The organism is Kordia sp., assembly GCF_050633145.1.
In the GTDB taxonomy this organism is placed as follows: domain Bacteria; phylum Bacteroidota; class Bacteroidia; order Flavobacteriales; family Flavobacteriaceae; genus Kordia.
Genome location: NZ_JBOEFY010000021.1, coordinates 141 through 26388, shown reverse-complemented (window position 1 = coordinate 26388; position 26248 = coordinate 141). Strand labels below are relative to the sequence as shown.

Here is a 26248-nt window from a genome sequence, read left to right as displayed (position 1 = left end):
TTTAATGAAACTTCACCATATCACCTTTTTTGTTGTCATTTCGCTTTTTTTAAGCTGCACAAGTGACCAAAAAATAGAAACTGCTCAAAAAGATAAAGATTTAATTACCTATGTAAACCCTTTTATTGGAACTGGCGGACATGGACATACATATCCTGGTGCAACGATGCCGTATGGTATGATGCAACTAAGTCCAGATACACGTTTAGATGGTTGGGACGGCTGTTCGGGCTATCATTATTCAGATGAATATATTTATGGTTTTTCGCATACACATTTAAGCGGAACAGGTGTTTCAGATTATGGTGATATTTTATTAATGCCTACCAATGAAGTGAATTTTAATAATGGTTCAAATGGTGAAAAAGGCTATCGCGCACATTTTTCGCATGATAATGAAGTAGCGGAAGCTGGCTATTACAAAGTACATTTAGATACTACAAATATTGATGTGGAATTAACGGTTTCTAAACGAAGCGGAATTCATAAGTATAATTTCCCTTCTGCGGAAAATCAAGTTGTAATGTTAGATTTGGTACATCGTGATAAAGTATTGGATGCTAAAATTGAGAAGGTTTCCGATACAGAAATTGTTGGATATAGATTCTCGGAAGCTTGGGCATCAGATCAACGTTTGTTTTATGTGATAAAAACATCGCATCCTTTTGATGATATTTTACAATCGCCACCAAAACAAGGAATGCCAGGTGCAAGAAGATCAGCGTTGACATTTAAAAATCCAAATAATAAACCAGTTATTATTAAAGTTGGAATTTCTGCTGTTGATGTTGAAGGTGCACGAAAAAATTTGGAACAAGAAATAGGAGAGAAGTCTTTTGCAGAAGTTAAAAAGATAGCACAAGACACTTGGGAAACACAATTAGATAAGATTGTCATTGAAAGTGATGATATCGATTATAAAACAAATTTTTATACAGCGTTATATCACACGATGATTGCGCCAAACTTATATCAAGATGTTGATGGACGTTACCGTGATATGGATTTAAAGATTTATCAGTCTAACGATCATACACATTATACGGTTTTCTCTTTGTGGGATACGTATCGTGCAGCACATCCGTTGTACACAATTATTGAACAAGATCGTACAAACGACTTCATTAAAACATTTATAAAGAAATATGAATCTGGCGGTATTATGCCAATTTGGGATTTATCGGCTAATTATACAGGTTGTATGATTGGGTATCATGCAGTTCCAGTAATTGCAGATGCCTATATGAAAGGGATTCGCGATTATGATGTAGATAAAGCTTTTGAAGCGATGAAACACAGTGCTACACGTGATAAATTAGGTTTGGACTATTATAAAGAACTTGGATACATTCCTGTAGAGAAAGAATCAGAATCGGTTTCTAAAACCTTAGAATATGCCTATGACGATTGGACAATTTCGCAAATGGCGAAAGCGATGGGCAACACTGCGGATTATGAAGAATTCACCAAACGTGCACAATACTATAAGAATGTATTTGATCCAGAAACACAATTTATGCGTGGACGTTTTCGTAATACTTGGTTTGCACCTTTTGATCCGTATGAAGTGAATTTTAACTATACGGAAGCAAACTCTTGGCAATATAGTTTTTATGTGCCGCAAGATGTTTCAGGCTTTATTGAATTGTTAGGTGGAAAAGATAAGTTAGAAGCTCAGTTAGATAAATTGTTTTCTGCAAATCAAGAAACAGCTGGGCGCCATCAAGTAGATATTACGGGATTAATTGGTCAATATGCACACGGAAACGAGCCAAGTCATCACATGGCATATTTGTATAACTTCATCAATAAGCCTTCAAAAACACAAGAATATATTCATCAAATTTTAACTACGTTGTACACAAACGAACCTGACGGTGTTTCTGGAAATGAAGATTGCGGACAAATGAGTGCATGGTATGTGTTAAGTAGTTTAGGTTTTTACTCCGTAACTCCAGGAACGAACGAGTATATTATTGGAACGCCATTATTTGATAAAGCAACGATCAATCTTGAAAATGGAAAAACGTTTACAGTAGTTGCGAATAATATTTCTAAAGAGAATAAATACATTAAGTCGGTTACATTAAACGGAAAAAATCATCCAAAATCATTTATAAATCATAACGATATTATGAATGGAGGAAGTTTGGTATTTGAAATGACGAATACAGCGACAGATTGGGGAACACAAGACGAGAACATTCCGGTAACGGAAATTACAGAACATAAAATTGTGCCACCGCCATTTATTGCTAAAGGAGATATTGCGTTTAAAGGGGAAACAAAAATAACGTTGCAATCGGTTGATAAAGATGCAACCATACGTTATAGTTTTGGTGATAAATTTGTGGAATATAAAGAACCATTCACAATTACAGAAGCTTCACAGTTGCGAGTATACGCGGAAAAAGATGGAAAACAAAGTGTTACTATTACTACTGATTTCTTTAAAATAGATCCGAACTTAAAAATAGAATTAGGAACAAAATACGCCAATCAATACAATGCCGGAGGAGAAAATGCGCTGATTGACGGAATTTTTGGAACAGAAGATTTCCGTACAGGAACATGGCAAGGATATTTTGATTCAGATGTAATTGCTACAGTTGATTTAGGAAGTGTAAAAGACATTTATTACATCAGTGCGAATTTTTTACAAGATCAAAAATCGTGGATATTTCTGCCAACGGAAGTTGAATTTTTTGTTTCTACCGATGGAAAGAAATTTACAAGTGCTCAAAAATTAGTTCATGACAAACCAAAACCTGCCGATAAACCAAGTGTTCAAAAAGTAGGAACTGCATTTAACACAAAGAAAGCACGCTATGTAAAAATTGTAGCTAAGAAGTTGGGTGTACTTCCAGAATGGCATATAGGATACAAACACGATGGACGCTCTTGGCTGTTTGTGGATGAAATAGAAATAAAATAATACACAGCAATACAACTAACAAACCATTAATGATTAAAAAAGCACTTTTTCTAATTGGGGTAATCGCTTTTATTGGATGTAAAGATCAACAAACAACTGTAGCTGAGAGTAAAAAAGAAGCTATAGCAAAATCTACAAAAGATTATGCAAAGTTTGTAAATCCAATTATCGGAACGAGTAAAATGGGACATACATTCCCAGGAGCTACGGCACCGTTTGGCATGGTACAATTGAGTCCGCAAACAAACATGGAAGTCATGTTTAAAGAAGACGGAAGTTACAACTCAAAAACATACGAATATTGTGCAGGATATCAATACAAAGACACTACAATTGTAGGTTTTGCACATACAAACTTTAGTGGAACAGGACATTCTGATTTAGGAGATTTTCTAGTCATGCCAACAACGGGAGATTTAGTGTTAGATCCACTTAAAACAGCATCGGACGAAAAAGGATTTTATAGTACATTTTCACACGATACAGAAGAAGCAAGTCCTGGATATTATAAAGTAGATTTAGAAGATTATAAGATTAAAGCTGAGCTAACAGCAAGCGATCGCGTAGGTTTTCATAAATATACGTTTCCTGAGTCTCAAGAAGCTCACATTCTATTGGACTTAGTCTACAATGTATACCATCATAATGACAAAAATGTTTGGACATTTATCCGCGTAGAAAACGATACATTAGTTACAGGATATCGTCAAACACGCGGTTGGGCAAGAACTAAAAAAGTGTTTTTTGCGATGACTTTTTCAAAACCATTCAAAAGTTACGGACATAAAAATTACGATAATGCAAAGTATAATGGTTTCTATCGCAGATTTAATGAAGAAGAGAACTTTCCAGAAATGGCAGGGAAAAACATTCGAGCATATTTTAATTTCGACACAAAAAAAGATGAAGAAATAAAAGTAAAGTTTGCATTATCGCCTGTGAGTACTGATGGTGCAATGAAAAACTTAGTAGCAGAGATTCCACATTGGGATTTTAATCAAACAAAAACAGAAACCAAGGAAAAATGGAATGCTGAACTTTCTAAAATTGACGCTACATTGTTAACAGAAGCAGATACGGAAACTTTTTATACCGCTTTATATCATACAATGCTGAGTCCGATACTTTATGAAGATGTAGATGGAAAGTACAGAGGATTAGATCAGAACATTCATGAGTCAGATGGATTTACAAATTACACGATTTTCTCACTTTGGGATACATACAGAGCTTTGCATCCATTATTTAATGTGATTCAGCAAGAGCGAAATAATGACATGATAAAATCAATGTTAGCACATCATGATGAAAGTGTGCATAAAATGTTGCCAATTTGGAGTCATTACGCAAATGAAAACTGGTGTATGATTGGATATCATGCAACTTCTGTAATTGCGGATGCTAAAGTGAAAAATGTAGGAGACTTTGATGTGAATCATGCGCTAAAAGCTTCTGTAAATACGGCTAAAGTCCCTTATTTTGATGGTTTGGGCGATTATATCAAATATAAATATGTTCCAGATAATAAAAGTCATTCGTCAGTTTCTAAGACCTTAGAGTTGGCCTATGATGATTGGTGTATTGCACAAATTGCAAAAGAAGCTGGTGATAAAGATGCAGAAGTAGAATTTTTAGAAAGAGCTACGTATTATGAAAATGTATACAATGCTAAAATTGGATACATGAGTCCAAAATTAGCTGATGGAACTTTTAGAAAAGACTTTGATCCATTAGATACGCACGGACAAGGTTTTATAGAAGGAAATGCTTGGAATTACGGTTTGTACGTTCCGCATGAACTGGATAAAATGGTTGCCATGATGGGCGGTAAAGAACGTTTTAGCCAACATCTTGATTCTTTATTTACAATGGAATTAGACGATAAATACATTGCAAAACATGAAGATATTACTAGAGATGGAATCATAGGAAATTATGTGCATGGAAACGAACCCGGACATCATATTCCATACTTATACAATTGGACAGGCAAAGAATACAAAACACAAGAACGTGTACGTATGATAATGCGCACGATGTACGGACCTGGAGTTGATGGCTTGTGCGGAAATGACGATGCAGGGCAAATGAGTGCTTGGTATATATTTAGTAGCTTAGGTTTTTATCCTGTAACACCAGGATCGGATCGATATGCTTTGGGAAGTCCGTTAGTAAAGGAAGCTGTTTTAAATTTAGAAAACGGAAAACAATTGACAATCAAAACGATCAATCAAAGTGAAAAGAATGTCTATGTTTCCAAAGTAACCATCAACGAAAAAGAAATAAATAGAAATTATATTTTGCATGAAGAATTAATGAATGGAGGCGAATTAATTTTTGAAATGAGTCAAACGCCTAAAAAAGAAAAATAACTCTTGCTATTAAATAGTATCAAAAGAAGCCAAAATACGATTGACTGTTTTACATTTTATTCACTTAATTTGAAATTCCTGAAAGGCAGTCTTTAAATTAATTACCAATGAAAAGAAGAAAATTTATACAAAGCGCAGCTTTAACAGGACTAGGTTTAACCGTAGGAACTGCTTTAACTGCTTGTGAAGATGAAAAAAATGCAGCAGTAAAGACAGCAGCAACAGGAACGACATCCACAAATACAAAACCTGTACGACCTTTGGTTATTGCAACTTGGAATACACCTTTGGCAGTAGAAACAGCAGCTAAAGTATTGCAAAATGGCGGATCGGTACTAGATGCTGTTGAGCAAGGATGTAGAATTGAAGAAGCAAATGAAAAAGGGCAATCTGTTGGAAAAGGCGGTTTGCCAGATAGAGACGGAAATGTAACCTTAGATGCTTGTATCATGGATAAGCATGGAAATTACGGAGCTGTTTTAGGAGTTAAAAATATAATGCATGTAATTTCTTTAGCGCGCAAGGTGATGGAAGATACGCCACATGTAATGTTGGTAGGAGAAGGAGCAGAAAAATTTGCGTACGAGAAAGGATTCAAAAAAGAAGATTTATTGACAGAAGCTTCTAAGAAAGCATGGGAAGAATGGAAAGTGAAATCTGAGTACAAACCAATCATCAATATAGAAAATCATGATACAATTGGGATGTTGGCAATAGATAAAAACGGAGACATTTCGGGAGCTTGCACAACAAGTGGATTGGCGTATAAAATGGCTGGTAGAGTAGGAGATTCTCCAATAATTGGCGGTGGATTGTTTGTAGATAATGAAATTGGTGGAGCGTCCGCTACAGGACTAGGAGAAGAGGTTTTAAAGACAGTAGGAAGCTTTTTGATTGTTGAGTTAATGCGACAAGGGAAATCGCCACAAGAAGCCTGTGAAGAAGCTATTAGAAGAATTGTAGAAAAACCAAACAGTGATTTTAAAAACTTTCAAGTTGGATACATTGCTGTAAACAAACAAGGAGAAACTGGCGCGTATTCAATTCACGAATATTTTAGTTACAACCTTTACAAAGAAAAAGAGAACAAAAACATACAATCTGATTTTTATAATAAAACGAAGTAGAAACTAGTTGTGAGTTGTGAAGTTATGAGTTATGAGTTATGAATTTTTAGTAATGTGAAAAGTTACTAAACGAATTAACACTTCGACTGGCTCAGTATAAACAGAAAACGAATTCACAAAAATAAGTTTAGGAGTTTATAAGTTTAAGAGTTTAGACTTTGAAAACAAATAGAGAGTAAATAACTTAACAACCAACAACCAACAACCAACAACCAACAACCAACAACCAACAACCAACAACCAACAACCAACAACAAATAACTAACAACTAACAACTAACAACCAATTCAACATGTCAACCAACAAATCGTACAAAAGTGCTTTTATATTTTTAACGACTTTATTCTTCCTTTGGGGATTTATTACCGTATTGGTAGATAGTTTAGTGCCAAGATTAAAAGATGTGTTTGAAATGTCGTACGCACGAACAATTTTGGTGCAATCAGCTTTTTTTATTGCATTTTTTGTGGTTTCATTACCAGCAGGACTTTTATTGACGAGAGTTGGTTACAAAAAAGGAATTGTAATTGGCTTAGTAATCATGGCAATTGGTTGTTTATTCTTTTACCCAGCGGCAGAGTATAGAAACTTTTATGTATTTATGGTTGGTTATTTTACGCTTGCCAGCGGAATTACGGTGTTGCAAGTAGCTGCCAATCCGTATGTAGCTTTATTGGGATCAGAAGATGGTGCTTCAAGTCGATTAAATTTGTCACAAGCATTCAACTCATTAGGAACAACTATTGCTCCTGTAGTTGGCGCATTATTCTTATTGAGTGATTCTGTAAAAAGTTCTGAACAAATAAAAGCTTTATCTGAAGTAGAAAAGACAAGTTATTACGCCGCTGAAGCTGGAACTGTCCAAATTCCATTTTTATTTATTGCAGGTTTTATAGGATTGTTAGCATTAGTATTTGCTTTTATCAAATTACCAACTGTTGTAGAACAGAGCCCAAAAGGTGGATATCTGTCCTTATTAAAAAACAAAAAAATGCTCTTAGGCGCGTTGGGAATTTTTGTATATGTAGGAGCTGAAGTTGCTATTGGAAGTAGTTTTTTAATTAACTATTTTCAAAGTATGGATTTAGGTGCTGTTGTTGCTGGAAGCGAAACGATGATGAGTATTGCAAATACAATTGCAAGTACATTTAATAAAACATTCTCTGATTCTGACCCGAAATCGTTACTAGGAATCTTTATCATATTCTATTGGGGTGGCGCAATGATCGGGCGTTTCGTAGGTGCATATTTAACCAAAATTATGGCGCCAAGTAAAGTATTAAGCATTTTTGCAATACTCGCTATAAGTATGATCGTAATTTCTATCTCAACCGTAGGATTAATTTCTATGTGGTCTATTTTGGCAGTAGGGTTATTTAACTCGATCATGTTCCCAACTATATTTACCTTAAGTTTGGAAGGTTTAGGCGAATTAAAAGCACAAGCTTCTGGATTGTTATGTATGGCAATTGTAGGTGGAGCAGTAATTCCTTTTATCTTTGGTAATATCATTGACTTATCAGGCTTTAAAATCGCATTCTTATTGCCAATTATCTGTTATGCATACATCATGTATTACGGATACACAAAGCGAAAAAAGTCTGTAGTTGCAGGATAATCTAGTGTAAAAATATGGTTGTCAACTTGTAGTTTGTTATATTTGTTTTATTCACAATATCACAAGACTACATGAGCAATATTCAAGAGAAGTTGAACGCTTTGCGCGATGAATTACGCGAACACAATCACAATTATTACGTATTAGATAATGCTACTATTTCTGACTACGAGTTTGATATGAAACTCAAGGAATTACAAGCGTTAGAAGCGAAACACCCTGAATTTCACGATCCCAATTCGCCAACTTTGCGTGTTGGTGGAGAAATCACGAAGAATTTCAATACAATCGCACATGAATATCGCATGTATTCATTAGACAATTCGTATTCGAAAGAAGATTTATTGGATTGGGAAAAACGTATTGAAAAGATTCTCGGTGTTGAGAATGTAGAATACACTTGTGAGTTAAAGTACGATGGCGCCTCTATGAATTTGACGTACGAGAATGGAAAATTAATCAAAGCAGTCACACGTGGCGATGGTTTTCAAGGAGATGAGGTGACAAACAACATCAAAACGATCAAAACGGTTCCGTTGCGTTTAAAAGGTAATTTTCCTCCAAAATTTGACATTCGTGGCGAGATCATTCTTCCGCTTGACGGATTTAAAAAAATGAACGAAGAACGTGTTGCTAATGGCGAAGATCCGTATATGAATCCTCGAAATACAGCTTCTGGAAGTTTAAAATTACAAGACAGTAGTGAAGTTGCAAAACGTCCGTTAGAATGTCTATTATACAATATTAAAGGCGAACGATTGCCAATTTCAACACAATTTGAAAGCTTAGAAAAAGCACGTGAATGGGGATTTAAAGTGCCAACAGTTGCAAAAATCGCCAAAAATGTAGATGAAATTTTAGATTTTGTAAATTACTGGGAAACAAATCGTCATGAATTGCGCTATGAAATTGATGGAGTTGTAATTAAAGTAAATAATTTACAATATCAAGACGAGTTAGGATATACTTCAAAGGCGCCACGCTGGGCAATGGCGTATAAATTCAAGGCAGAGCAAGTTGCTACTATTTTAAACGAAATTACCTATCAAGTTGGACGTACAGGAGCAATTACACCTGTGGCAAATTTAGCTCCAATTTTACTTGCAGGAACAACTGTTAAGCGTGCTTCCTTGCATAATGCAGATCAAATTAGTAAATTAGACATCAGAGAACGTGATACTGTATTCGTAGAAAAAGGTGGAGAGATTATCCCAAAAATCGTCGGCGTGAATTTTGAGGCACGCCCAAGCGACTCTACAGAAACTGTATATGCAAGTGAGTGCCCCGAATGTCACACACCATTAGAACGTAAAGAAGGAGAAGCACAACATTATTGCCCAAATGTAGCAGGTTGTACACCACAAATTGTGGGTAGAATTCAGCATTACATTTCGCGCAAAGCAATGGATATTGATGGTTTAGGAGGCGAAACGGTTGCATTATTAGTCAAAGAAAATTTGATTACTAATTATGCCGATTTGTACGATTTAACCAAAGAACAAATCATTCCGCTTGAGCGTATGGCAGAAAAAAGTGCAGAAAACTTAATTAATGGAATTGAAGCCTCTAAAAAGATTCCGTTTGAGCGTGTTTTATATGCGTTAGGAATTAGATATGTAGGAGAAACTGTAGCTAAAAAATTGGCAAAACACTACAAATCTATAGATGCGCTTATTGACGCTTCGTCGGACGATTTAGTGAACGTCGACGAAATAGGAGTGAAGATCGCCGAAAGTGTAGCACATTTTTTTAAAGAAGAAGTTAATTTGCAAACGGTTACACGATTAAAAGAATACGGTGTAAAATTAGAGTTCTCTGCAGAACAACTTGAAGGACTTACAGAAACCTTATTAGGAAAGTCATTTGTGGTTTCTGGTGTATTTGAAAAAGTATCGCGTAATGAATTAAAAAAACTCATAGAAAATAATGGAGGAAAAGTATCATCTTCCATTTCTTCTAAAACTTCATATGTAGTTGCTGGTGACAAAATGGGACCTAGCAAACGTGAAAAGGCAGAAAAATTAAATATTACAATCCTAACCGAAGAAGAGTTTTTGAATATGATATAAATGAATTTAACAAAACCAACACATATAGCTTTCATTGTTACCGCATTGGTAACATTGTGTACAGCTATATTTTTTGAAAAGTTTTGTTTAGTCTATGTGCAGCCGTTTACTGTCTTCACCATTTTAATTATATATTTCACAGAAAAAAAAGAGCCAACGAGCATTTTATACATTCTAGCGCAGTTAATTGGATTGGCTGGAGGAATATTATTAATACTAGGAATGCGCAATCATTTAAAGACGGTTTCTATTCTCTTTTCACTATTTTATGTATTGTATTTGAGGTTAATGTACATTCGGAATGAGAAAAAAGATACTCCGTTACGAACGTATTTTTATGTCTTTCTTATGTCATTGCCTGTATTATACATTTATTATACTGTAATTAATACGATTTCTTCTGAGTTGAAAGGAGCTGCTATATATTTCAGCTTTTTAATGTTCTTTATGCTGAGTTATATTATAACTGCGTTGTATTATTACCTAAAAGATAAAGCACCTTCCAATCTATGGATGTTAATCGCGGCAATTAATCTAGGATTCATGAATGTCATTATTGGATTGAATGAATTGTACATGTACCAAACCATATTTACAGTAATTGTGGTATTTTGTAGTTTGTGTATACAATTTTTTGTGCTGAAATTTATGCTGAATGATGGTACTGAAGATACAGATATTATGAACATGCTAAGTTAAATGAAGTACACAAAACCGACATATCTCGCTTTTTTCACAACAGCATTTATTTCGTTATTGGTGGCTATTCTTTTTGAAAAAATATGCTTAGTATATGTATATCCCTTAACCTTTCTTTCTATTGTTGTCATTTATTTAAAAGAAAAAAAAGAGCCAACAAGCGCATTATTCTTACTAGCATTATTTTTTGGATTATGTGGTGGTCTTTTGTTGATTTTAGGACTTAAAAATTGTTTACCCGAAATCTCTATATGTATCTCTATTTTCTACACATTCTATATACGACTCATGTATTTAAAGAACGAAAAGAAGAAAACAACAGCAAAAATATACTTTAGACTATTGTTCTTTTTTATTCCAGTAGTATACATGTATGATCGTGTCTTTAGCTTAGTATATGAAGAAATACGTGATGTATTTATCTATTTTGCCATCATGGGAACATGTATGCTAGTATATATTATGGTAGCAATATATTATTACCTACGAAACAAGAATCAATCGAATTTATGGATGCTAATAACAGCTGTAAATCTTGGAATTATGAACATCATTATTACCATTAATGAGTTATATATTTATGAAACCATGTTTACAGTAATTGTTGTTTTTTGCAGCAACTTCTTTTTGTTTTTCTCTTTGAAATTTATGTTGGAAGATGAAAAAAATACTTTAGTTGATATTACTTAATTATTCTAATAAAAATAATATATATATGACATAACTAAAGAGCAGTAAAGCTTTGCCAAGCGATTGAACTATGATTAAAATAGCAACGATTGACAACCGAATGACAAATAAAATATGTTTTTATGACCTTGTATTTGATGAGAAAAAATATAGCTTACAATTAAAGAATAAAAAAAGATTTTGATGAAATATTTCGTATCTTATGTAATACATTAGAACCACTGATTAATGCCCCGAAAAAAACTTTTTACATATCTGTATTTTGCTCTTTTAGTTATAGATGCTTTAGGTATTGTGTATCCTGATACTTTATATAGAAAATACATAACTTTTTTACCATTTCCTACATTGTTTTTATTATATGTATATTCTGTAAAAAAAGTAAATTGGTTATATATAACATCGCTTATTTTTACATTTCTAGGAATTGTTTTTTTTAATATAAAACCCTATTTAAATATTGCGTTAATCTTTTATGGGATAGGAGTTTGCCTGTATGTCATTATCAGCTTAAAATCAACAGTTGTAATTCCTATACGGAGTATTTTTATAGCAACTGTTCCATTCTTGGTAGTATATTTAGTTCCATTAATTTTGTATTATGATGCGGTACAAACAGATATCTTCAATTATATCATGTTTTATGTGTTTTTTGTGGGATTGTTCTTTTTTATTTCCACATTAGTATATGTAAGTCAACGAAATACAAAAAACTTGTGGTTGCTTAGCTCTGGAATTGTATTTTTAATTTCTACAATTATACATGGATACAATATGTTTTTTGAACCCATAATACTAATAAGAGTTGGTGTCGTAATTACATTTCTCTTTATGCATTATGCAATGTATCGATATATAATTTCTGAATGAAAATAGACTAGTTTTTTTTAGTTATAGGATTTCTTTGTAGAAATAAGTTACTTTGCGATGTTTATGAAAAAGATTGCTACGCTTTTAATTACTCTACTAGTATGTATTGCGATTGTAGATATTATATGGCTGTTTTTTCCGGATTATATATCGCGAAAATATGCCATTGTATTGACGATTCCTGTAATTACTATTTGTTACTTTTTATATGTTGAGGTGAAAAACATACTGTATTTACTAGCCTTAGTAGCATTTATGATTGCAGATTATTATTTTTTTATTGAAAAAAGTTTGTCAAATGGAGTTATAAGTAGTGGTGTGGCAATGTCTATTTATGGCATTATTGTCTTAAAACAATCGCACTATATATCTACAAGAAGATTGCTAATAAGTACTGTTCCTTTTCTAACATTGTATATGTTGCCTTTTATTCTTTTTGTAGAGGAAATTGATGACAAGATTTTTGGAGAGATTATCTTCTACAGTTTTTCTATCGGATACTTTTCATTTATGTGCACCATGACGTATATCAGTAAAAGTACTATAGTCACTAAAAAATTGGCAATTGCTGGTTTGTCTACAGCATGTATGGGAATCCTTTTTGGAGTTTATTTATTTATAGATAGAAATCCTTTGTACGCAGTAGTGTCAAACATACTTTTTATATGCTCTCATTATAAAATGTGGCAATACATCATCATCAAAGATTCATTAGAAACAAATAGGAAGGTTTAAATACTTGTAAATTGCTAACTTATTTCCCAAAAACCAAAAACCAAAAACCTAAAACCAAAACCCAATACCAGAAACAAAGCAACTATTTTAAGCAGTTTATCTGTTTATAAGTTTAAGAGTTTGCACTTTAAAATAAAATGGAAAGTAAACAACTTACCCAGCACTTGTTTTAACAACTTAAAAAATCATTATGTTCAGTAGTTTTTTTAGGTACTTAAGTAGAGCATTTTATATTTCCATTTCTATAGGATTTAGTATAGAACAATTTGTCTTTCAGCTTTTTTCGTTATATATTTATAACAACCATACCATAACCAATCAATGAAAATACGATTCGAAAGAATATGTATAATCGGTATTTTTCTTTGCTTTTTGAATGTTCATGCGCAATTAGAAGTTGACGCAGATATAAGATCCCGATTTGAATACAGACACGGATTTGGAAACCTATTTCCTGATGACGAAGATCCAGCAGCATTTGTTGTACAGCGATCACGTTTGAATATGAATTACAAAATGGAGAAACTCAAAGTAATGTTGAGTTTTCAAGATGTAAGTGTTTGGGGCGATACAAAACAAATTGATGCAACAGATAGTAACAATTCCTTTTCTTTATTTAATGCCTGGATCGAATATCAGTTTCATGAAAATTGGGCCACAAAACTTGGAAGACAAGTCATTTCGTATGACGATCAACGCATATTTGGAGGTTTAGATTGGGCAATGCAAGGCCGTTTTCATGATGCAGCACTATTAAAATATACTAAAAACACATTCAAAGCAGATGTTGGTTTTGCGTTTAGTCAAGAATCACAAAATCAAACAGGAACTACTTTTTCATTGCAAGGCGCATTTACATACAAAGCAATGCAATATGCGTACGTAAAGAAAGATTGGCAAAAACTATCCGCAAGTTTTCTATTCTTAAATACAGGTTTCCAGAAATTTAAAGGTGTCAATAACGATGAGCCAGATGGTGTATTTTATAGACAAACAACAGGTTCCTACTTTTCATTTCCATTAAACGCCATAAAATTTAATGGTTCTGCATATTATCAATTTGGAAAAGCAACTGCAACTACTGATTTAAGTGCGTATCAAGTTTCGTTAGAAGCAATCTACAAACCAAAAAATACACTATTCGGATTTGGTTTTGAAATGTTAAGCGGAACCGATCAAAATGGTGATTCTAAAAACAAATCATTCTTTCCATTATATGGAACCAATCACAAATTCAACGGATACATGGATTATTTCTATGTTGGGAATCATGCCAATAATGTTGGATTAAACGATTTGTATGCAAAAGTGGTATTCAAAACAAGTCCAACATCGACATTGCTCGCAAAAGCACATTATTTTGTGGCAAATGCAGATTTGATAAATAATGCAGATAATTATTTAGGAACTGAGATTGATATCGTATTTTCGAAGAAAGTCTATAAGTTTATAAATCTAAACATTGGATATTCACACTTATTTGCATCAGACAGTATGAGTTTGATTAAAGGTGGAAGACCAAATGATAACACTAATAATTGGGCTTGGGTTCAATTAAAAATAACACCAATACTATTTAACAGCGCAAAAAAATAAATTTGAAATTCAAATTCAACATATTTCCCAAAAATTCTAAATGGAGAAAAACGGCTTGGTTTTTCATTGCTGTCTTTATTGGCATGGGCGCTTTTATAGCTAAAGAAGCTGAATTAACTTCCTATTTATCTGATGATCCGCAAGCATGCGTCAATTGTCATGTAATGACGCCTGTATATAATAGTTGGATGCGCAGTTCGCACCGCGAATGGGCAAACTGTAATGACTGTCATGTACCTCATAACAATGTATTCAATAAATACTATTTCAAAGCAAAAGATGGATTGTATCATGCTTCAGTATTTACAGCGCGTGCTGAACCTGATGTAATTCACATGAAAGAAGCATCACAAGAAGTTGTACAACAAAACTGTATTCGTTGTCATATACAGCAAGTAACTCAAGTAAAATACGATGGTTGGTTAGACAATCACAGAGAAAATAGAACAGGTCGTCAATGTTGGAGTTGCCATAAACAAGTACCACATGGAAAACTACATGGTATTTTAACCATAAAAACAAACCTAGCACCTTTACCAACAGATCAGGAAGAAGCAGTTATTCCATCTTGGTTAGCAAAGAAAATAAGTGAAGAGTAAATCATATCAGTATGAAAAACAAACTACTATTTATTATAACGATTATTGCGGTCTTTCTATTAGGACTATTAGCTTCTAGCATTATCAATAGAAAATCTGAGGCGAAGTACAAATATGTTCCCAAAGTAGAAATATCTGAAAATGAACCACGAAATGAAGTTTGGGGAGAAAACTTTCCACTAGAATACCAATCTTCATTGCAAACGAAAGATACAACGTTTGTGTCTTTTCAAGGTGGCGCAAGAATGCGAGACGTTTTAGAAGAAGATCCAAATTTGGTCATTCTCTTTGCAGGATATGGTTTTTCTAAAGACTACAATCAAGGCAGAGGTCACTCGTATGCAATCGAAGACATTCATAATTCATTGCGAACAGGTGGGCCAAAAGGTGATGGCGACGGACCAATGCCAGCAACATGTTGGACATGTAAAAGCCCTGATGTTCCACGTTTAATGAATGAAATAGGAATTGCAGAATTTTATAGCGGAAAATGGGCAGACAAAGGCGCAGAAATTGTAAACCCAATTGGTTGTGCCGATTGTCATGATCCTAATAGTATGAAACTCCGTATTACCAGACCAGCGTTGGTAGAAGCGTTTGATGCGATGGGAAAAGACATCAATCAAGCAACACATAATGAAATGCGTTCCTTAGTTTGTGCACAATGTCATGTAGAATATTACTTTGATAAAAAAATACCAGGAAAAGAAGGTGTTCCGTATTTAAAATTTCCTTGGAAAGGAGGTATGAGTGTTGAAGCAATGGAGGAATATTATGATAATATTGAATTCGCAGATTGGACTCACAAACTGAGTAAAACTCCAATGTTAAAAGCGCAGCATCCAGGATATGAAACATTTGTAACAGGAGTTCATGCCGACCGTGGCGTATCATGTGCCGATTGCCACATGCCGTACAAAAGTGAAGGCGGACAAAAATTTACAGATCATCACATACAATCTCCTTTAAACAATACCTCAAATGCGTGTCAAGTATGTCACAGAGAAGAATCTGATAAGCTGATCGAAAATGTATATCAGAGACAACAAAAAGCTTCTGAAAACAGATTAAAATTAGAAGGACTTCTAGTAAAAGCACATTTAGAAGCAAAAAAATGCTGGGATTTAGGCGCTACAGAAGCACAAATGAAACCAATTCTAACAGACATTCGTCATGCACAATGGCGTTGGGATTATTCAGCAGCTTCACATGGAGCTTCTTTCCATTCACCTGTTGAAACGGCTAGAGTTATTGGTAGCGGATTGGTTATAGCACAAGAAGCGCGTGTTAAACTAGCACGAATGTTGGCTACTCTAGGACACAATGAAGCCATTGCAATGCCAGACATTTCAACAAAAGAAAAAGCACAAGAATTTATTGGTTTGGATATGGAAAAACTTCGTTCGGAAAAAGAAACATTCAAACAGAACTTATTGCCTAAATGGTTAGAAGAAGCAAAAGCACGTGAAGCAACTTATGAAACTAAAAAAGCAGTAACTTCTACAGAAAAATAATAACAATATCACATTAATAAAAGATACCTTCTATGTACATAGACAAGGTATCTTTATGTTTATAAAATCATCTAATGAATACACTTTTTCGCCTTTTGGCTTCTCCAATATTAGCTGTTTTATTACTCTTTACTTTTGCTGTAGCAATGGCAGTTGCCACTTTTGTAGAGAATGATTTTGGAACAGCAACTGCTTGGCAATTAATTTATGATGCTTGGTGGTTTGAATTGGTCATGCTAGGTTTGGGAATTTGTTTCATCATGAATATCTACAAATACAAACTATGGCGATGGAACAAATGGCCATTGCTCATGTTTCACTTGGCGTTTATTGTAATTTTATTAGGTGCTGCAATTACACGATATACTTCCTATGGCGGAATTATGCGAATTAGAGAGGGAAGTTCGTCCAATACAATTATCTCCGATAGAAACTATCTTCATATACATATAACAGACGGAAATAGCACAAAAACCGTTCGCAAAAAACTAAACTTTACACCTGTAAGCAATAATGATTTTACCGTTACAACGGATTTTAAAGGAAAACCTGTAACCGTATCTTACAACGAATTTGTTGCAGATGCAGTTCCTGAAATAGAAGAAGATACTGAAAACGGAAAACCACTGATTCAAATGGTGGTTTCTGCGGGAAATGGACGTGAAAACATATTTCTAGAAAAAGGAGAAATTGAAAGTATTGGACAACATCAACACAAAATTGGATTTGAAGTCAATCAACCTGGCGTTATTAATATTACTGAAAAAGATGGTGAACTAAGCATTCTTTCGCCAAGAAACTTAAGTTCGTTTGTAATGGCTACTGAAACCGCAAGCACCATCAAAAAAGACAGCTTGCATCACATGACGCTGCGTACACTGTACAGAGATGGAGATGCTTCTTTTGTACCGTTAGCATATTTTCCAAAGGCAGAAATTGTACTGATTAGCGAATCTGAAAAACCAAAAGATAACGACGAACTAAAAGATGATGTACTTATTGTCGATCTTGAGGTTAATGACAAAAAAGAAGCAGTACGCTTATTATACAGACAAGGTTTTTTACCAACGCAACACGATACAAAAATTGATGATCTAACAGTTTCACTTTCCTATGGCGCGGAACCTGTAACGACACCATTTTCAATTCATTTAGACGATTTTCAATTGGAACGTTATCCAGGTTCTACAAGTCCGTCAGCGTATGCGAGTGAAGTAAAAGTGTTGGACAATGACACAGAAATGCCGCATCGTATTTACATGAACAATGTGTTAGATTATAAAGGATATCGTTTCTTCCAAGCAAGTTATGATACCGATGAACTCGGAACGGTGTTGGCAGTAAACTATGACACTATTGGGACAAATGTTACATATTTGGGCTATTTTTTAATGATGATCGGAATGTTTTTTACACTCTTTGGGAAAACATCACGTTTCACACTCATCAATAAAAAATTGAAAAAGCTAAAAAGTCTAACGGCGTTATTACTACTATTTACACTATCACAAACAAGTAATGCACAGAATGAACGCCCCGAAATTACAATTCAAACGATTCAAAGTCAACGTGTAGATGTGCAACATGCAGAACTATTTGGACGTTTAATGGTGCAGGATTTGGATGGACGTATAAAACCGCTCAACACACTAGCTTCTGAATTTTTACGGAAACTATCGCGAAAGCCATATTTCAAGTTTACAAAAAATGGAGAAAGTATTCGTTTAACTGCCGATCAAGCATTTTTGGCCATGCAATCTGCTTCAAATGTATGGCAATTTATTCCGCTGATAAAAGTAGATCCAATAAAAGGAGGCGAGTTATTTTCAACCTTAAAAATAAGTGAAGATGGTTTGGTTTCGTTTGTTGATTTATTAGACGAAAAAGGAAATTACATTTTAGAAAAAGTTGTAGAAACAGCAAACAAGAAAAAACCTGCGGAACGGAGCGAATTTGACAAAGAAGTTATAAAAGTTGACGAACGTTTCAATATTTTATACAATGTCTTTTCTGGAAACTATCTAAAAGTATTTCCTAATAGCAATGATGAAAATAACAAATGGCACAGTCATACACATCATTTTCAAGATTTCCCTGAAGAAGATGGACAGTTCGCTCAACAAATAATACCCAATTATTACAAAGATGTAAACGAAAAAAAGTGGGTTGAAGCCAGTGAGAAATTAGCGTATATCAAAACGTTTCAAGATGTATTGGGGAAAGAAATCATTCCAAGCCGCAAACGAGTAGAAGCAGAATTATGGTACAATCAATTGAATCTTAATTTTTGGTTATTTCAAGTCTTTTTTACGCTTGGCGCGATATTACTTGTACTATCTATCATAAAAATATTTACACAAAAGAAAATTATAGAAATCATCTGGAATGTGTGTATCATCCTCACATTGCTCAGTTTTATTCTATTTACAGGAAACATCATTCTACGTTGGTATGTGGCACAACATGCACCGTGGAGTAATGGATATGAAATGCTCGTTTTTGTCGCGTGGGTTTTACTACTTTGCGGATTAATGACCTTCCGAAAATCTGACTTCTCATTACCATTAGCAACCTTATTTTCAGGAGCATTACTATTTGTGAGTTATCTAGATTGGCTAAGTCCAGAAATTACGAATTTAATGCCTGTATTAAAGTCTTTTTGGCTAAAAGTACACGTAGCCACCATTGTAAGCAGTTATGCACCACTTGCACTGTCTGCAATACTTGGTTTTATGGCGTTACTTCTGATTATTATCAGAACAGAAAAAACAAAGGAAGTCATCAATATTCGCATCAAGGAATTAAGCTATATCAATGAAATTTCCATGACTATTGGCTTGTTTGTACTAACCGTTGGAACTTTTTTAGGCGGAATTTGGGCAAACGAATCTTGGGGACGTTATTGGGCGTGGGATCCAAAAGAAACATGGGCACTAATTAGTATTATAGTTTATGCGATTGTATTGCATTTGCGATTCATTCCAGCGTTAAAAAGCAGGTATGTATTAAATACAGCAAGTGTATTTGCATTTGGTGCTATCATTATGACCTCATTTGGAGTGAACTATTATTTATCTGGATTGCACAGTTATGCTGCGGGCGATCCGTTACCAATTCCAACATTTATATATGTATTAATTATCATAGTGGTTTTGGTAAGTTTGTTAGCATATATTCGAAAACGAAATTTTTCAAAAAAGGTATAACACAAATAGACTAATAGTTACAATATGTCTGTACTACTTATCATATTAATCATCACCATTGCACTTTTTGTTTGGGGAAAATTTACACCAGATATTGTCGCGCTCATGTCAATGTTAAGTTTATTCTTGACAGGAATTTTAGATTTAGATGAAACATTAAGCGGTTTTAGCAATCCGACCGTAATCATGATTGCAGCTTTGTTCATTATTGGCGAAGGACTTTCGCAAACAGGATGGACAGCATTGGCAGGACAGAAATTTGTAAAATGGGCAGGAAAAAGTGTTCCAAAACTATTAGTATTGGTCAGTTTAGGTTCGGGAGTATTATCAGGATTTGTAAGTAACACAGGAACTGTTGCTACCTTATTGCCCGTAAGTGTTTCGGCAGCTTGGAGTATTGGAACTGTGCCTTCCAAAATACTAATGCCTGTTGCATTCGGATCAAACACAGGAGGATTACTAACACTCACAGGAACACCACCAAACATCATTGCTAGTAATGCATTAGCCGAAAATGGATTTGAAGCATTTTCATTTTTCGAATTTGCTTTGATAGGGCTTCCATTATTAATCATTTCCATTTTATATTTTCGCTATGTTGGATTTAGATTACTTCCAAAAAATACCACGGACAATCAACCAATCAACATAGATTCAGAAATGCATCAATGGATTGAAAACTATAGCGTAGGCGATAATTTGTATCGTTTGCGAATTCGTTCCATGTCACCATTAATAAATACCACAATTGGACAATGGGATTTTGAAAAGAACAACAACTTATCGATAGTTCGATTGCGAAGAAGATTTCCAAATCCGTTAAAAGGAATCAAACGTTTTGTAGAATTTCCAACCGCGGATACGGAATTGCGCTACCACGATATCATTATGGTAAAAGGAAGCACGGAAGACATTGATAAATTGATTCTAAAATTTCATTTGGGAATCATTCCATTCAAAAATGACAATGATGAGTTAAAAGAAGAATTCATCAATCAAGAAGTAGGAATGGCAGAAATGATTGTTACGCCAAAATCATTATTTCTTGGGCATAACATTCCCATGGGATTGTACTTAGAACAAGCAGGAATTCAACTCTTAGCAGCGTCTCGAAACAACAAACCATTAAAAGACAAAAACGTAGCTGTAAAAGCGGGTGATGCGTTTATCATTCGTGGAACTTGGGAACGTATAGAAGCATTGAAAAATGTGTATAAAAACCTTGTAATTTCTGGAAGTCCAGAAAGTATGGCAAAAAACGTAGACAAGCTCACGTACAAGTCGTACATATCGTTAGCTATGCTTTTGCTAATGATTGCTTTATTAGTGTTTAAAATCGTTCCTGGCGCTATTGCAGCGATGATTTGCGCAGGTGTTATCTTAATCACAGGTTGTGTTCCTATGGCAAAAGCGTATAAAGGTATTAGTTGGATTAGCGTGATAATGATTGCAGCCATGATTCCGATGGGAATTGCATTGCAAAAAACGGGCATTGCAGAACTAGCTGCGAATAGTTTAGTCACAAACTTGGGAAGCATTCATCCAATTGTATTATTGGGCGGAATCTTTTTATTGACCACAGGATTTAGTCAAGCCATAAACAATTCGGCAACAGCTGTATTAATGGCACCAATTGCGATTCTTGCGGCACAATCGTTGGGAATTTCTCCTGAACCATTCATGATCGTAGTTGCCATAAGTGCGTCTACTGCATTTTTAACACCAGTAGGAACAACCACAAATGCAATGGTGATGGCGGCAGGTGATTATAAATTTATGGATTATTTAAAAGTTGGAGCGCCGTTATTGCTCATATTTTTTATCATATCATTAGTATTAGTGCCATTAATTTGGCCATTTTAAAAATATAGAGTTGTATGAGACAGAGAAATGCATAGGTGGTTTAAATTAATATAATAGTATCTTTAAAATATGAAAGTTCTCAAAACCATTTTAATCAGTACGATTGTTTGTATGTGTGCAACACAAAATTGTTTTGCGCAAGACACAGATACTTCCGTTCCTAAAAACTTTATCAGCGTAGATCCGTTTCTTCCTATTTTTGGAACCTATCAACTTTTGTATGAGCGTGGAATAGGCAAGAATATTTCGGCGGCTGTTTCGCTTGGTTATAAAGGTTCGTCAGGGTTGTTTGAAGTTGCGAATATAGATTTTGATCGTTTTGAATCGAATACTTTGAATTTTAGTGGGTATAAAGTGGTTCCTGAATTTCGATGGTATTTTCAAAAAAGTAACGCTGGTTTGAGTGGATTGTACCTAGGAGCATATTTTAAATACCAAGATGCAAGTGCAGATTTAGGCGGACAATATACTTCGCGCGATAATGTGGATAGCAACATTTTGATAGATGCAAGACTACAATCGGCAGTTTTTGGATTTCAACTAGGCTACAAATGGCAACTACAAAGCGGATTCTTTATAGACTTAATTTTCGCAGGACCAGGATTTAGCAGCAATACCATTACACTTACAGAAATAACGCCTGTGCCAGAAGCTTTTTATGATGACTTATCAGAATCATTGCAAGATATTGGGATTATTGACTTTATTGACCCAGATTTTAGAGTAAATGGAAACCAAAAAACTAAAATCACATTGCCCGCTTGGCGCTATGGAATTAAGATTGGCTATGCTTTTTAAAAATCATATTTAAGGCACAACCACTTCATCTTTCAAAATTTGTCCGACCATTTGGCTACAAAATTTATTTGCAGCAGATTGTAATGAATACGGATCAATCAGAGAAGATTCTCCTGTCCAAACCCACGTATCTTTGTCAACGGTCAGTTCACCTTTAAGGTTGTACAAAACAGCTTCAATCACATACGATTGTGTAGGTACATAATAGCCAGGTTCTCTAACAGTTATGTAGCGTCTGTAAATATATTTTCCAACTTTGTAATAACCCGCAGGTACCGAATATGTTCTGCCTGGCGTATAGCGATGACTGTCTTTTTCGTCAATCAAACTCATGGTAATGACACCATCTAAGTTATTATCTTTTATAATTTGGATAAAGTTTTCAGGCGTTTGTGCTTCTTTGGGCATATTCTGAGGAAACATACTAATTCCGCTCACGGCATTAATTCCATTTGCTTTCAACAATTCCACCGCTTTATTTTCAAAAGCCAAGCGCGCATTCAAATCATTGCTAATTCCAATAACGGCAATCTTTTTATAGTTTTTATCGGAGTATCCTTCTTTTGTATAGCTTGTAGACAATAACGGAGAACAACTCACTAAAAAACAGGAGATCAACAGTATTAATAATCCAACTTTCTTGTTCATAATAAAAGGTTTTTTTATGCAGATTCAGCACGGATTTAGTATAAATAATAGTATTTTTAATACTTATTAAAGGTACAAATTAATTCTTGATTTCATTATGAAAAGATTCGCTCTATTGTTATTATTATGTATGTGTATGGTAGCTCCTTTAAGCGCACAAGACTTATCAAAAGTATATGAAAAAGTAAGTCCAGCAGTGGTGGCAATTTTGACGAAAGAAAACACTATTGTAACCAATGCAAACAATGTTTCTGAAACCGTAGCAACGGGCGGTTTGGGTTCTGGATTTATGGTTTCCGATCGTTTAATAGTAACTGCTGCACACGTAGTAAGAGTTCCAGAAAGTATCATGGTTCAGTTTTCCGATGGTGAAGTAATCGCAGCAACTGTATTGACTTCTTATCAGAGCGCAGATATTGCTTTAATCGGTTTATCACGACCTAAAAAGAACGCAACCATTGTTGCTTTTGCAGATTCTAATAAGGTAAAAATAGGAGAGCAGGTCTTCGTAATTGGTGTTCCGCTTGGTGTTGGATTTTCATTGTCTTCAGGCTATGTAAGCGCTTTTAAACGACAACCATACGGGAAAAATCCGTTTGTATCTTCAGAATTTATTCAAACAGATGCAGCCATCAATCAAGGGAATTCTGGCGGACCAATGTTTAATATGAAAGGCGAAGTGATTGGTGTTGTAAGTCATATCAAATCGAAATCTGGCGGATCTGACGGAATCGGATATGCAACAAGTTCCAACTTAGCCACAAAGTTACTTTTGAATAATACAATGCCTTGGTTTGGTGCTGAATTCTTTTCATTATCAGGAAAATATGCCAAATTATTCAATCTACCACAAGCAAACGGTTTGTTAGTGCAACGTGTGGCTACAAATTCTATTTTTGGAAGAATGGGCGTGCATGAAGGTGATGTAGAAGTGATGATTGGAAAGCAAAGATTAATTATGGGCGGCGATATTATATTAGCGTTCAACGGAATTACCTATGATATTACAGATGAAGCACTCATTAAGTTAGCTGACTTTGCCAACAGTCTTGCTAAGAATCCATCATTTGAAATAAAAGTATTACGTCAAGGGAAAATCATCACGCTAAAATCAAAATAATCACTTAGATATTTTAGTAACTGACAATTAATTTATGTAAATTTCGTTTTTAATAGAATTTACTAAACAAAAACTCAAATTACCAACTACATTATGAAGAAGATTATCCTTCCTGTTGATTTCTCAAAGCATTCAGAATATGCTTTAGAAACAGCTGCCGCACTTGCTAAAAAGCACAATTCTCAATTGATTGTTATGAATATGTTAGAGTTGTCTGAATCGATTGTTTCTAATTCAAGTTCTGATAGACAAAATGAGATGTTGTTTAATTTAGCATTAGCGAATAAAGAATTTGAATCGTTCTTAGATAAAGAGTATTTAGAAGGTTTAGATGTTGTTCCAATGATTAAGCACCATAAAGTATTGAAAGAAGTAGATGCAGTTGCAAAATCTGAAAATGCTGATTTAATTATTATGGGATCGCGTGGACATAGTGATCACGATGGAATTTTTACAGGATCGAATACGGAAAAAGTAGTTCGTTTTAGTGAAACTCCAGTACTCGTAGTAAAAGGAAAAAATACAGACATTAATTTTGACAATGTAGTGTTGGCTACTGATTTTTCAGAAGAAAGCATTCCTGCATTTCAAAAAGCAGCTGGCTTATTAGGAGAATTGGCAAGTAATGTTTCTTTGTTACATGTAAATGTACCTAGTAATAAATTTAAAAGTACAGAAGAGATTGAAGAAAAAGCAGCAAACTTTTTAGCAAAAGCAAATGCTGAAAACTGGAAAGATAAAGTGAATTATGTGGCTGATTATACAGTAGAAGACGGAATCTTAAATCATTCCAGAAGATCAGGAGCAAAAGCAATTGCTATGACAACACACGGACGTAAAGGCTTGAGTCATTTCTTTGGAGGAAGTGTTACGGAAGATTTAGCAAATCATGCAAAATTACCTGTATTGACAGTTAAAATGTAAGTTAAAAATAGAACTCATAAAAAAGACCTAACTAATTTAGTTAGGTCTTTTTTTATACACAACACTCAGGTTGTTAGGTATTCATATTTTTTATAGCTTCTTTGTATGATGCCAAATCCGTCCCATCTTTGAATAGCGTTAATGATTTTGCAACAATATACTGTACATTACTTGGATTGAATCCCATAGCTTTTGCCATACGTTCCAGCCACATTGATTGGTATTTTCCTTCAATAGTTGCATCTTCGTATATCACTTTTACAACTTTATAAAAATTCTCTAAGCGCTCATTATATGTATACGGAGCTTCGATAGCTTGTTTCATATAATTATCACTAATAATTTTATATTCTGAATCAGAAATTCCAAGTTTGTCCGCTAAGTGTTTTAGAAAAACTTTTTCATCTTCTGAAGTATCTTCATCTCTAAATGTAATTTTCATGATTGCAGAAAAAGCGTCGTGATATTGACTGCGCGAATGGGCATTTTGTGAACTCATAGACTATAATTTTAATAGTATTCAATTGATGAATACAAGATAATTAATAAACGGCTACAATCATAATTATTACAAAATAATAATTGTTAATTTGAAACGAAAGAAGTATGCTGATTTAGGGATAAATCACTATCTTATTTTCCTGAAAATGAAAACCATTTTATGAAACTGAATTACAAATATTCAAGTGTTTTAAAAAGTTATGTAATCGGATGGTTTGTGGCAAGTATTATTTGGCTTTTGGTTTCTAACACTAACAAAGGAAAAATTGCATTCATAGAAACGACCTACGCTAATGAATTGATTATTTTCTTGGTAACATGGTTATTGCAAGCATTCGTATACGGTTTTTTACAAGTATTAATC

Annotated in this window: 20 protein-coding genes; 18 read left to right on the top strand and 2 right to left on the bottom strand. The window is 34.2% G+C overall.

The features are described from left to right. The first annotated feature begins 4 nt into the window (after positions 1-4). The 15 genes from ACRBBL_RS10865 (at position 5) to ACRBBL_RS10795 (ending at position 22691) form a co-directional block, all read left to right on the top strand. Complete coding sequence (locus ACRBBL_RS10865; RefSeq protein WP_431369072.1) at positions 5-2935, top strand: GH92 family glycosyl hydrolase; 2931 nt, start codon at positions 5-7, stop codon at positions 2933-2935. Positions 2936-2964: 29 nt separating this feature from the next. Next, positions 2965-5307, top strand: a complete 2343-nt coding sequence (locus ACRBBL_RS10860) for a GH92 family glycosyl hydrolase (protein ID WP_431369071.1) — start codon at positions 2965-2967, stop codon at positions 5305-5307. Positions 5308-5414: 107 nt separating this feature from the next. Continuing rightward, on the top strand, positions 5415-6434 hold the full coding sequence (locus ACRBBL_RS10855) for an isoaspartyl peptidase/L-asparaginase family protein (RefSeq protein ID WP_431369070.1): 1020 nt from the start codon (positions 5415-5417) through the stop codon (positions 6432-6434). Between the two features lie 292 nt (positions 6435-6726). Beyond that, a complete protein-coding gene (locus tag ACRBBL_RS10850; RefSeq protein WP_431369069.1) occupies positions 6727-8052 on the top strand; it encodes a sugar MFS transporter in 1326 nt (441 codons plus the stop codon). A 71-nt stretch (positions 8053-8123) separates the two neighbouring features. Further along, complete coding sequence (gene ligA, locus ACRBBL_RS10845) at positions 8124-10121, top strand: NAD-dependent DNA ligase LigA (protein ID WP_431369068.1); 1998 nt, start codon at positions 8124-8126, stop codon at positions 10119-10121. Then, positions 10122-10820 (top strand): hypothetical protein, encoded by a 699-nt coding sequence (locus ACRBBL_RS10840; RefSeq protein ID WP_431369067.1) that lies wholly within the window; start codon positions 10122-10124, stop codon positions 10818-10820. It abuts the gene before it with no gap. Beyond that, positions 10821-11510: a hypothetical protein gene (locus ACRBBL_RS10835; protein WP_431369066.1), complete on the top strand. Its 690-nt coding sequence runs from the start codon at positions 10821-10823 to the stop codon at positions 11508-11510. Between the two features lie 228 nt (positions 11511-11738). Beyond that, positions 11739-12380 carry a hypothetical protein gene (locus tag ACRBBL_RS10830; RefSeq protein ID WP_431369065.1) on the top strand — a complete coding sequence of 214 codons (642 nt, stop codon included), beginning with the start codon at positions 11739-11741 and terminating at the stop codon, positions 12378-12380. Between the two features lie 63 nt (positions 12381-12443). Beyond that, positions 12444-13115, top strand: coding sequence for a hypothetical protein (locus ACRBBL_RS10825; protein WP_431369064.1), 672 nt, complete (start codon positions 12444-12446; stop codon positions 13113-13115). A 321-nt stretch (positions 13116-13436) separates the two neighbouring features. Continuing rightward, positions 13437-14711: an alginate export family protein gene (locus ACRBBL_RS10820; RefSeq protein WP_431369063.1), complete on the top strand. Its 1275-nt coding sequence runs from the start codon at positions 13437-13439 to the stop codon at positions 14709-14711. A gap of 2 nt (positions 14712-14713) precedes the next feature. Continuing rightward, entirely contained in the window at positions 14714-15310 is a 597-nt protein-coding gene (gene nrfH, locus ACRBBL_RS10815; RefSeq protein ID WP_431369062.1) for a cytochrome c nitrite reductase small subunit, read from the top strand. An 11-nt stretch (positions 15311-15321) separates the two neighbouring features. Beyond that, complete coding sequence (gene nrfA / locus ACRBBL_RS10810; RefSeq protein ID WP_431369061.1) at positions 15322-16824, top strand: ammonia-forming cytochrome c nitrite reductase; 1503 nt, start codon at positions 15322-15324, stop codon at positions 16822-16824. Between the two features lie 74 nt (positions 16825-16898). After that, the gene (ccsA, locus tag ACRBBL_RS10805; RefSeq protein ID WP_431369060.1) at positions 16899-20030 is read left to right on the top strand and encodes a cytochrome c biogenesis protein CcsA; all 3132 of its coding nucleotides are present in this window, start codon (positions 16899-16901) and stop codon (positions 20028-20030) included. A 24-nt stretch (positions 20031-20054) separates the two neighbouring features. Continuing rightward, positions 20055-21893: an SLC13 family permease gene (locus tag ACRBBL_RS10800; protein ID WP_431369059.1), complete on the top strand. Its 1839-nt coding sequence runs from the start codon at positions 20055-20057 to the stop codon at positions 21891-21893. A gap of 69 nt (positions 21894-21962) precedes the next feature. After that, a complete protein-coding gene (locus ACRBBL_RS10795) occupies positions 21963-22691 on the top strand; it encodes a hypothetical protein (RefSeq protein ID WP_431369058.1) in 729 nt (242 codons plus the stop codon). 9 nt (positions 22692-22700) lie between these two features. On the opposite strand, the gene ACRBBL_RS10790 is transcribed toward ACRBBL_RS10795, so the two are convergent. After that, positions 22701-23339: a hypothetical protein gene (locus tag ACRBBL_RS10790; protein WP_431369057.1), complete on the bottom strand. Its 639-nt coding sequence runs from the start codon at positions 23337-23339 to the stop codon at positions 22701-22703. Positions 23340-23436: 97 nt separating this feature from the next. Here ACRBBL_RS10790 and ACRBBL_RS10785 point away from each other — a divergent pair, with 97 nt between their 5' ends. Then, positions 23437-24459, top strand: coding sequence for a S1C family serine protease (locus tag ACRBBL_RS10785; RefSeq protein ID WP_431369056.1), 1023 nt, complete (start codon positions 23437-23439; stop codon positions 24457-24459). Between the two features lie 93 nt (positions 24460-24552). Next, a complete protein-coding gene (locus ACRBBL_RS10780) occupies positions 24553-25383 on the top strand; it encodes a universal stress protein (protein ID WP_431369055.1) in 831 nt (276 codons plus the stop codon). A 73-nt stretch (positions 25384-25456) separates the two neighbouring features. Here the strand turns inward: ACRBBL_RS10780 and ACRBBL_RS10775 are convergent, their stop codons facing one another. Next, complete coding sequence (locus ACRBBL_RS10775) at positions 25457-25882, bottom strand: TerB family tellurite resistance protein (protein ID WP_431369054.1); 426 nt, start codon at positions 25880-25882, stop codon at positions 25457-25459. Positions 25883-26044: 162 nt separating this feature from the next. On the opposite strand from ACRBBL_RS10775, the gene ACRBBL_RS10770 reads away from it, so the two are divergent. Next, positions 26045-26248: hypothetical protein (locus ACRBBL_RS10770; protein ID WP_431369053.1), on the top strand; the 204-nt coding region annotated here is incomplete at its 3' end.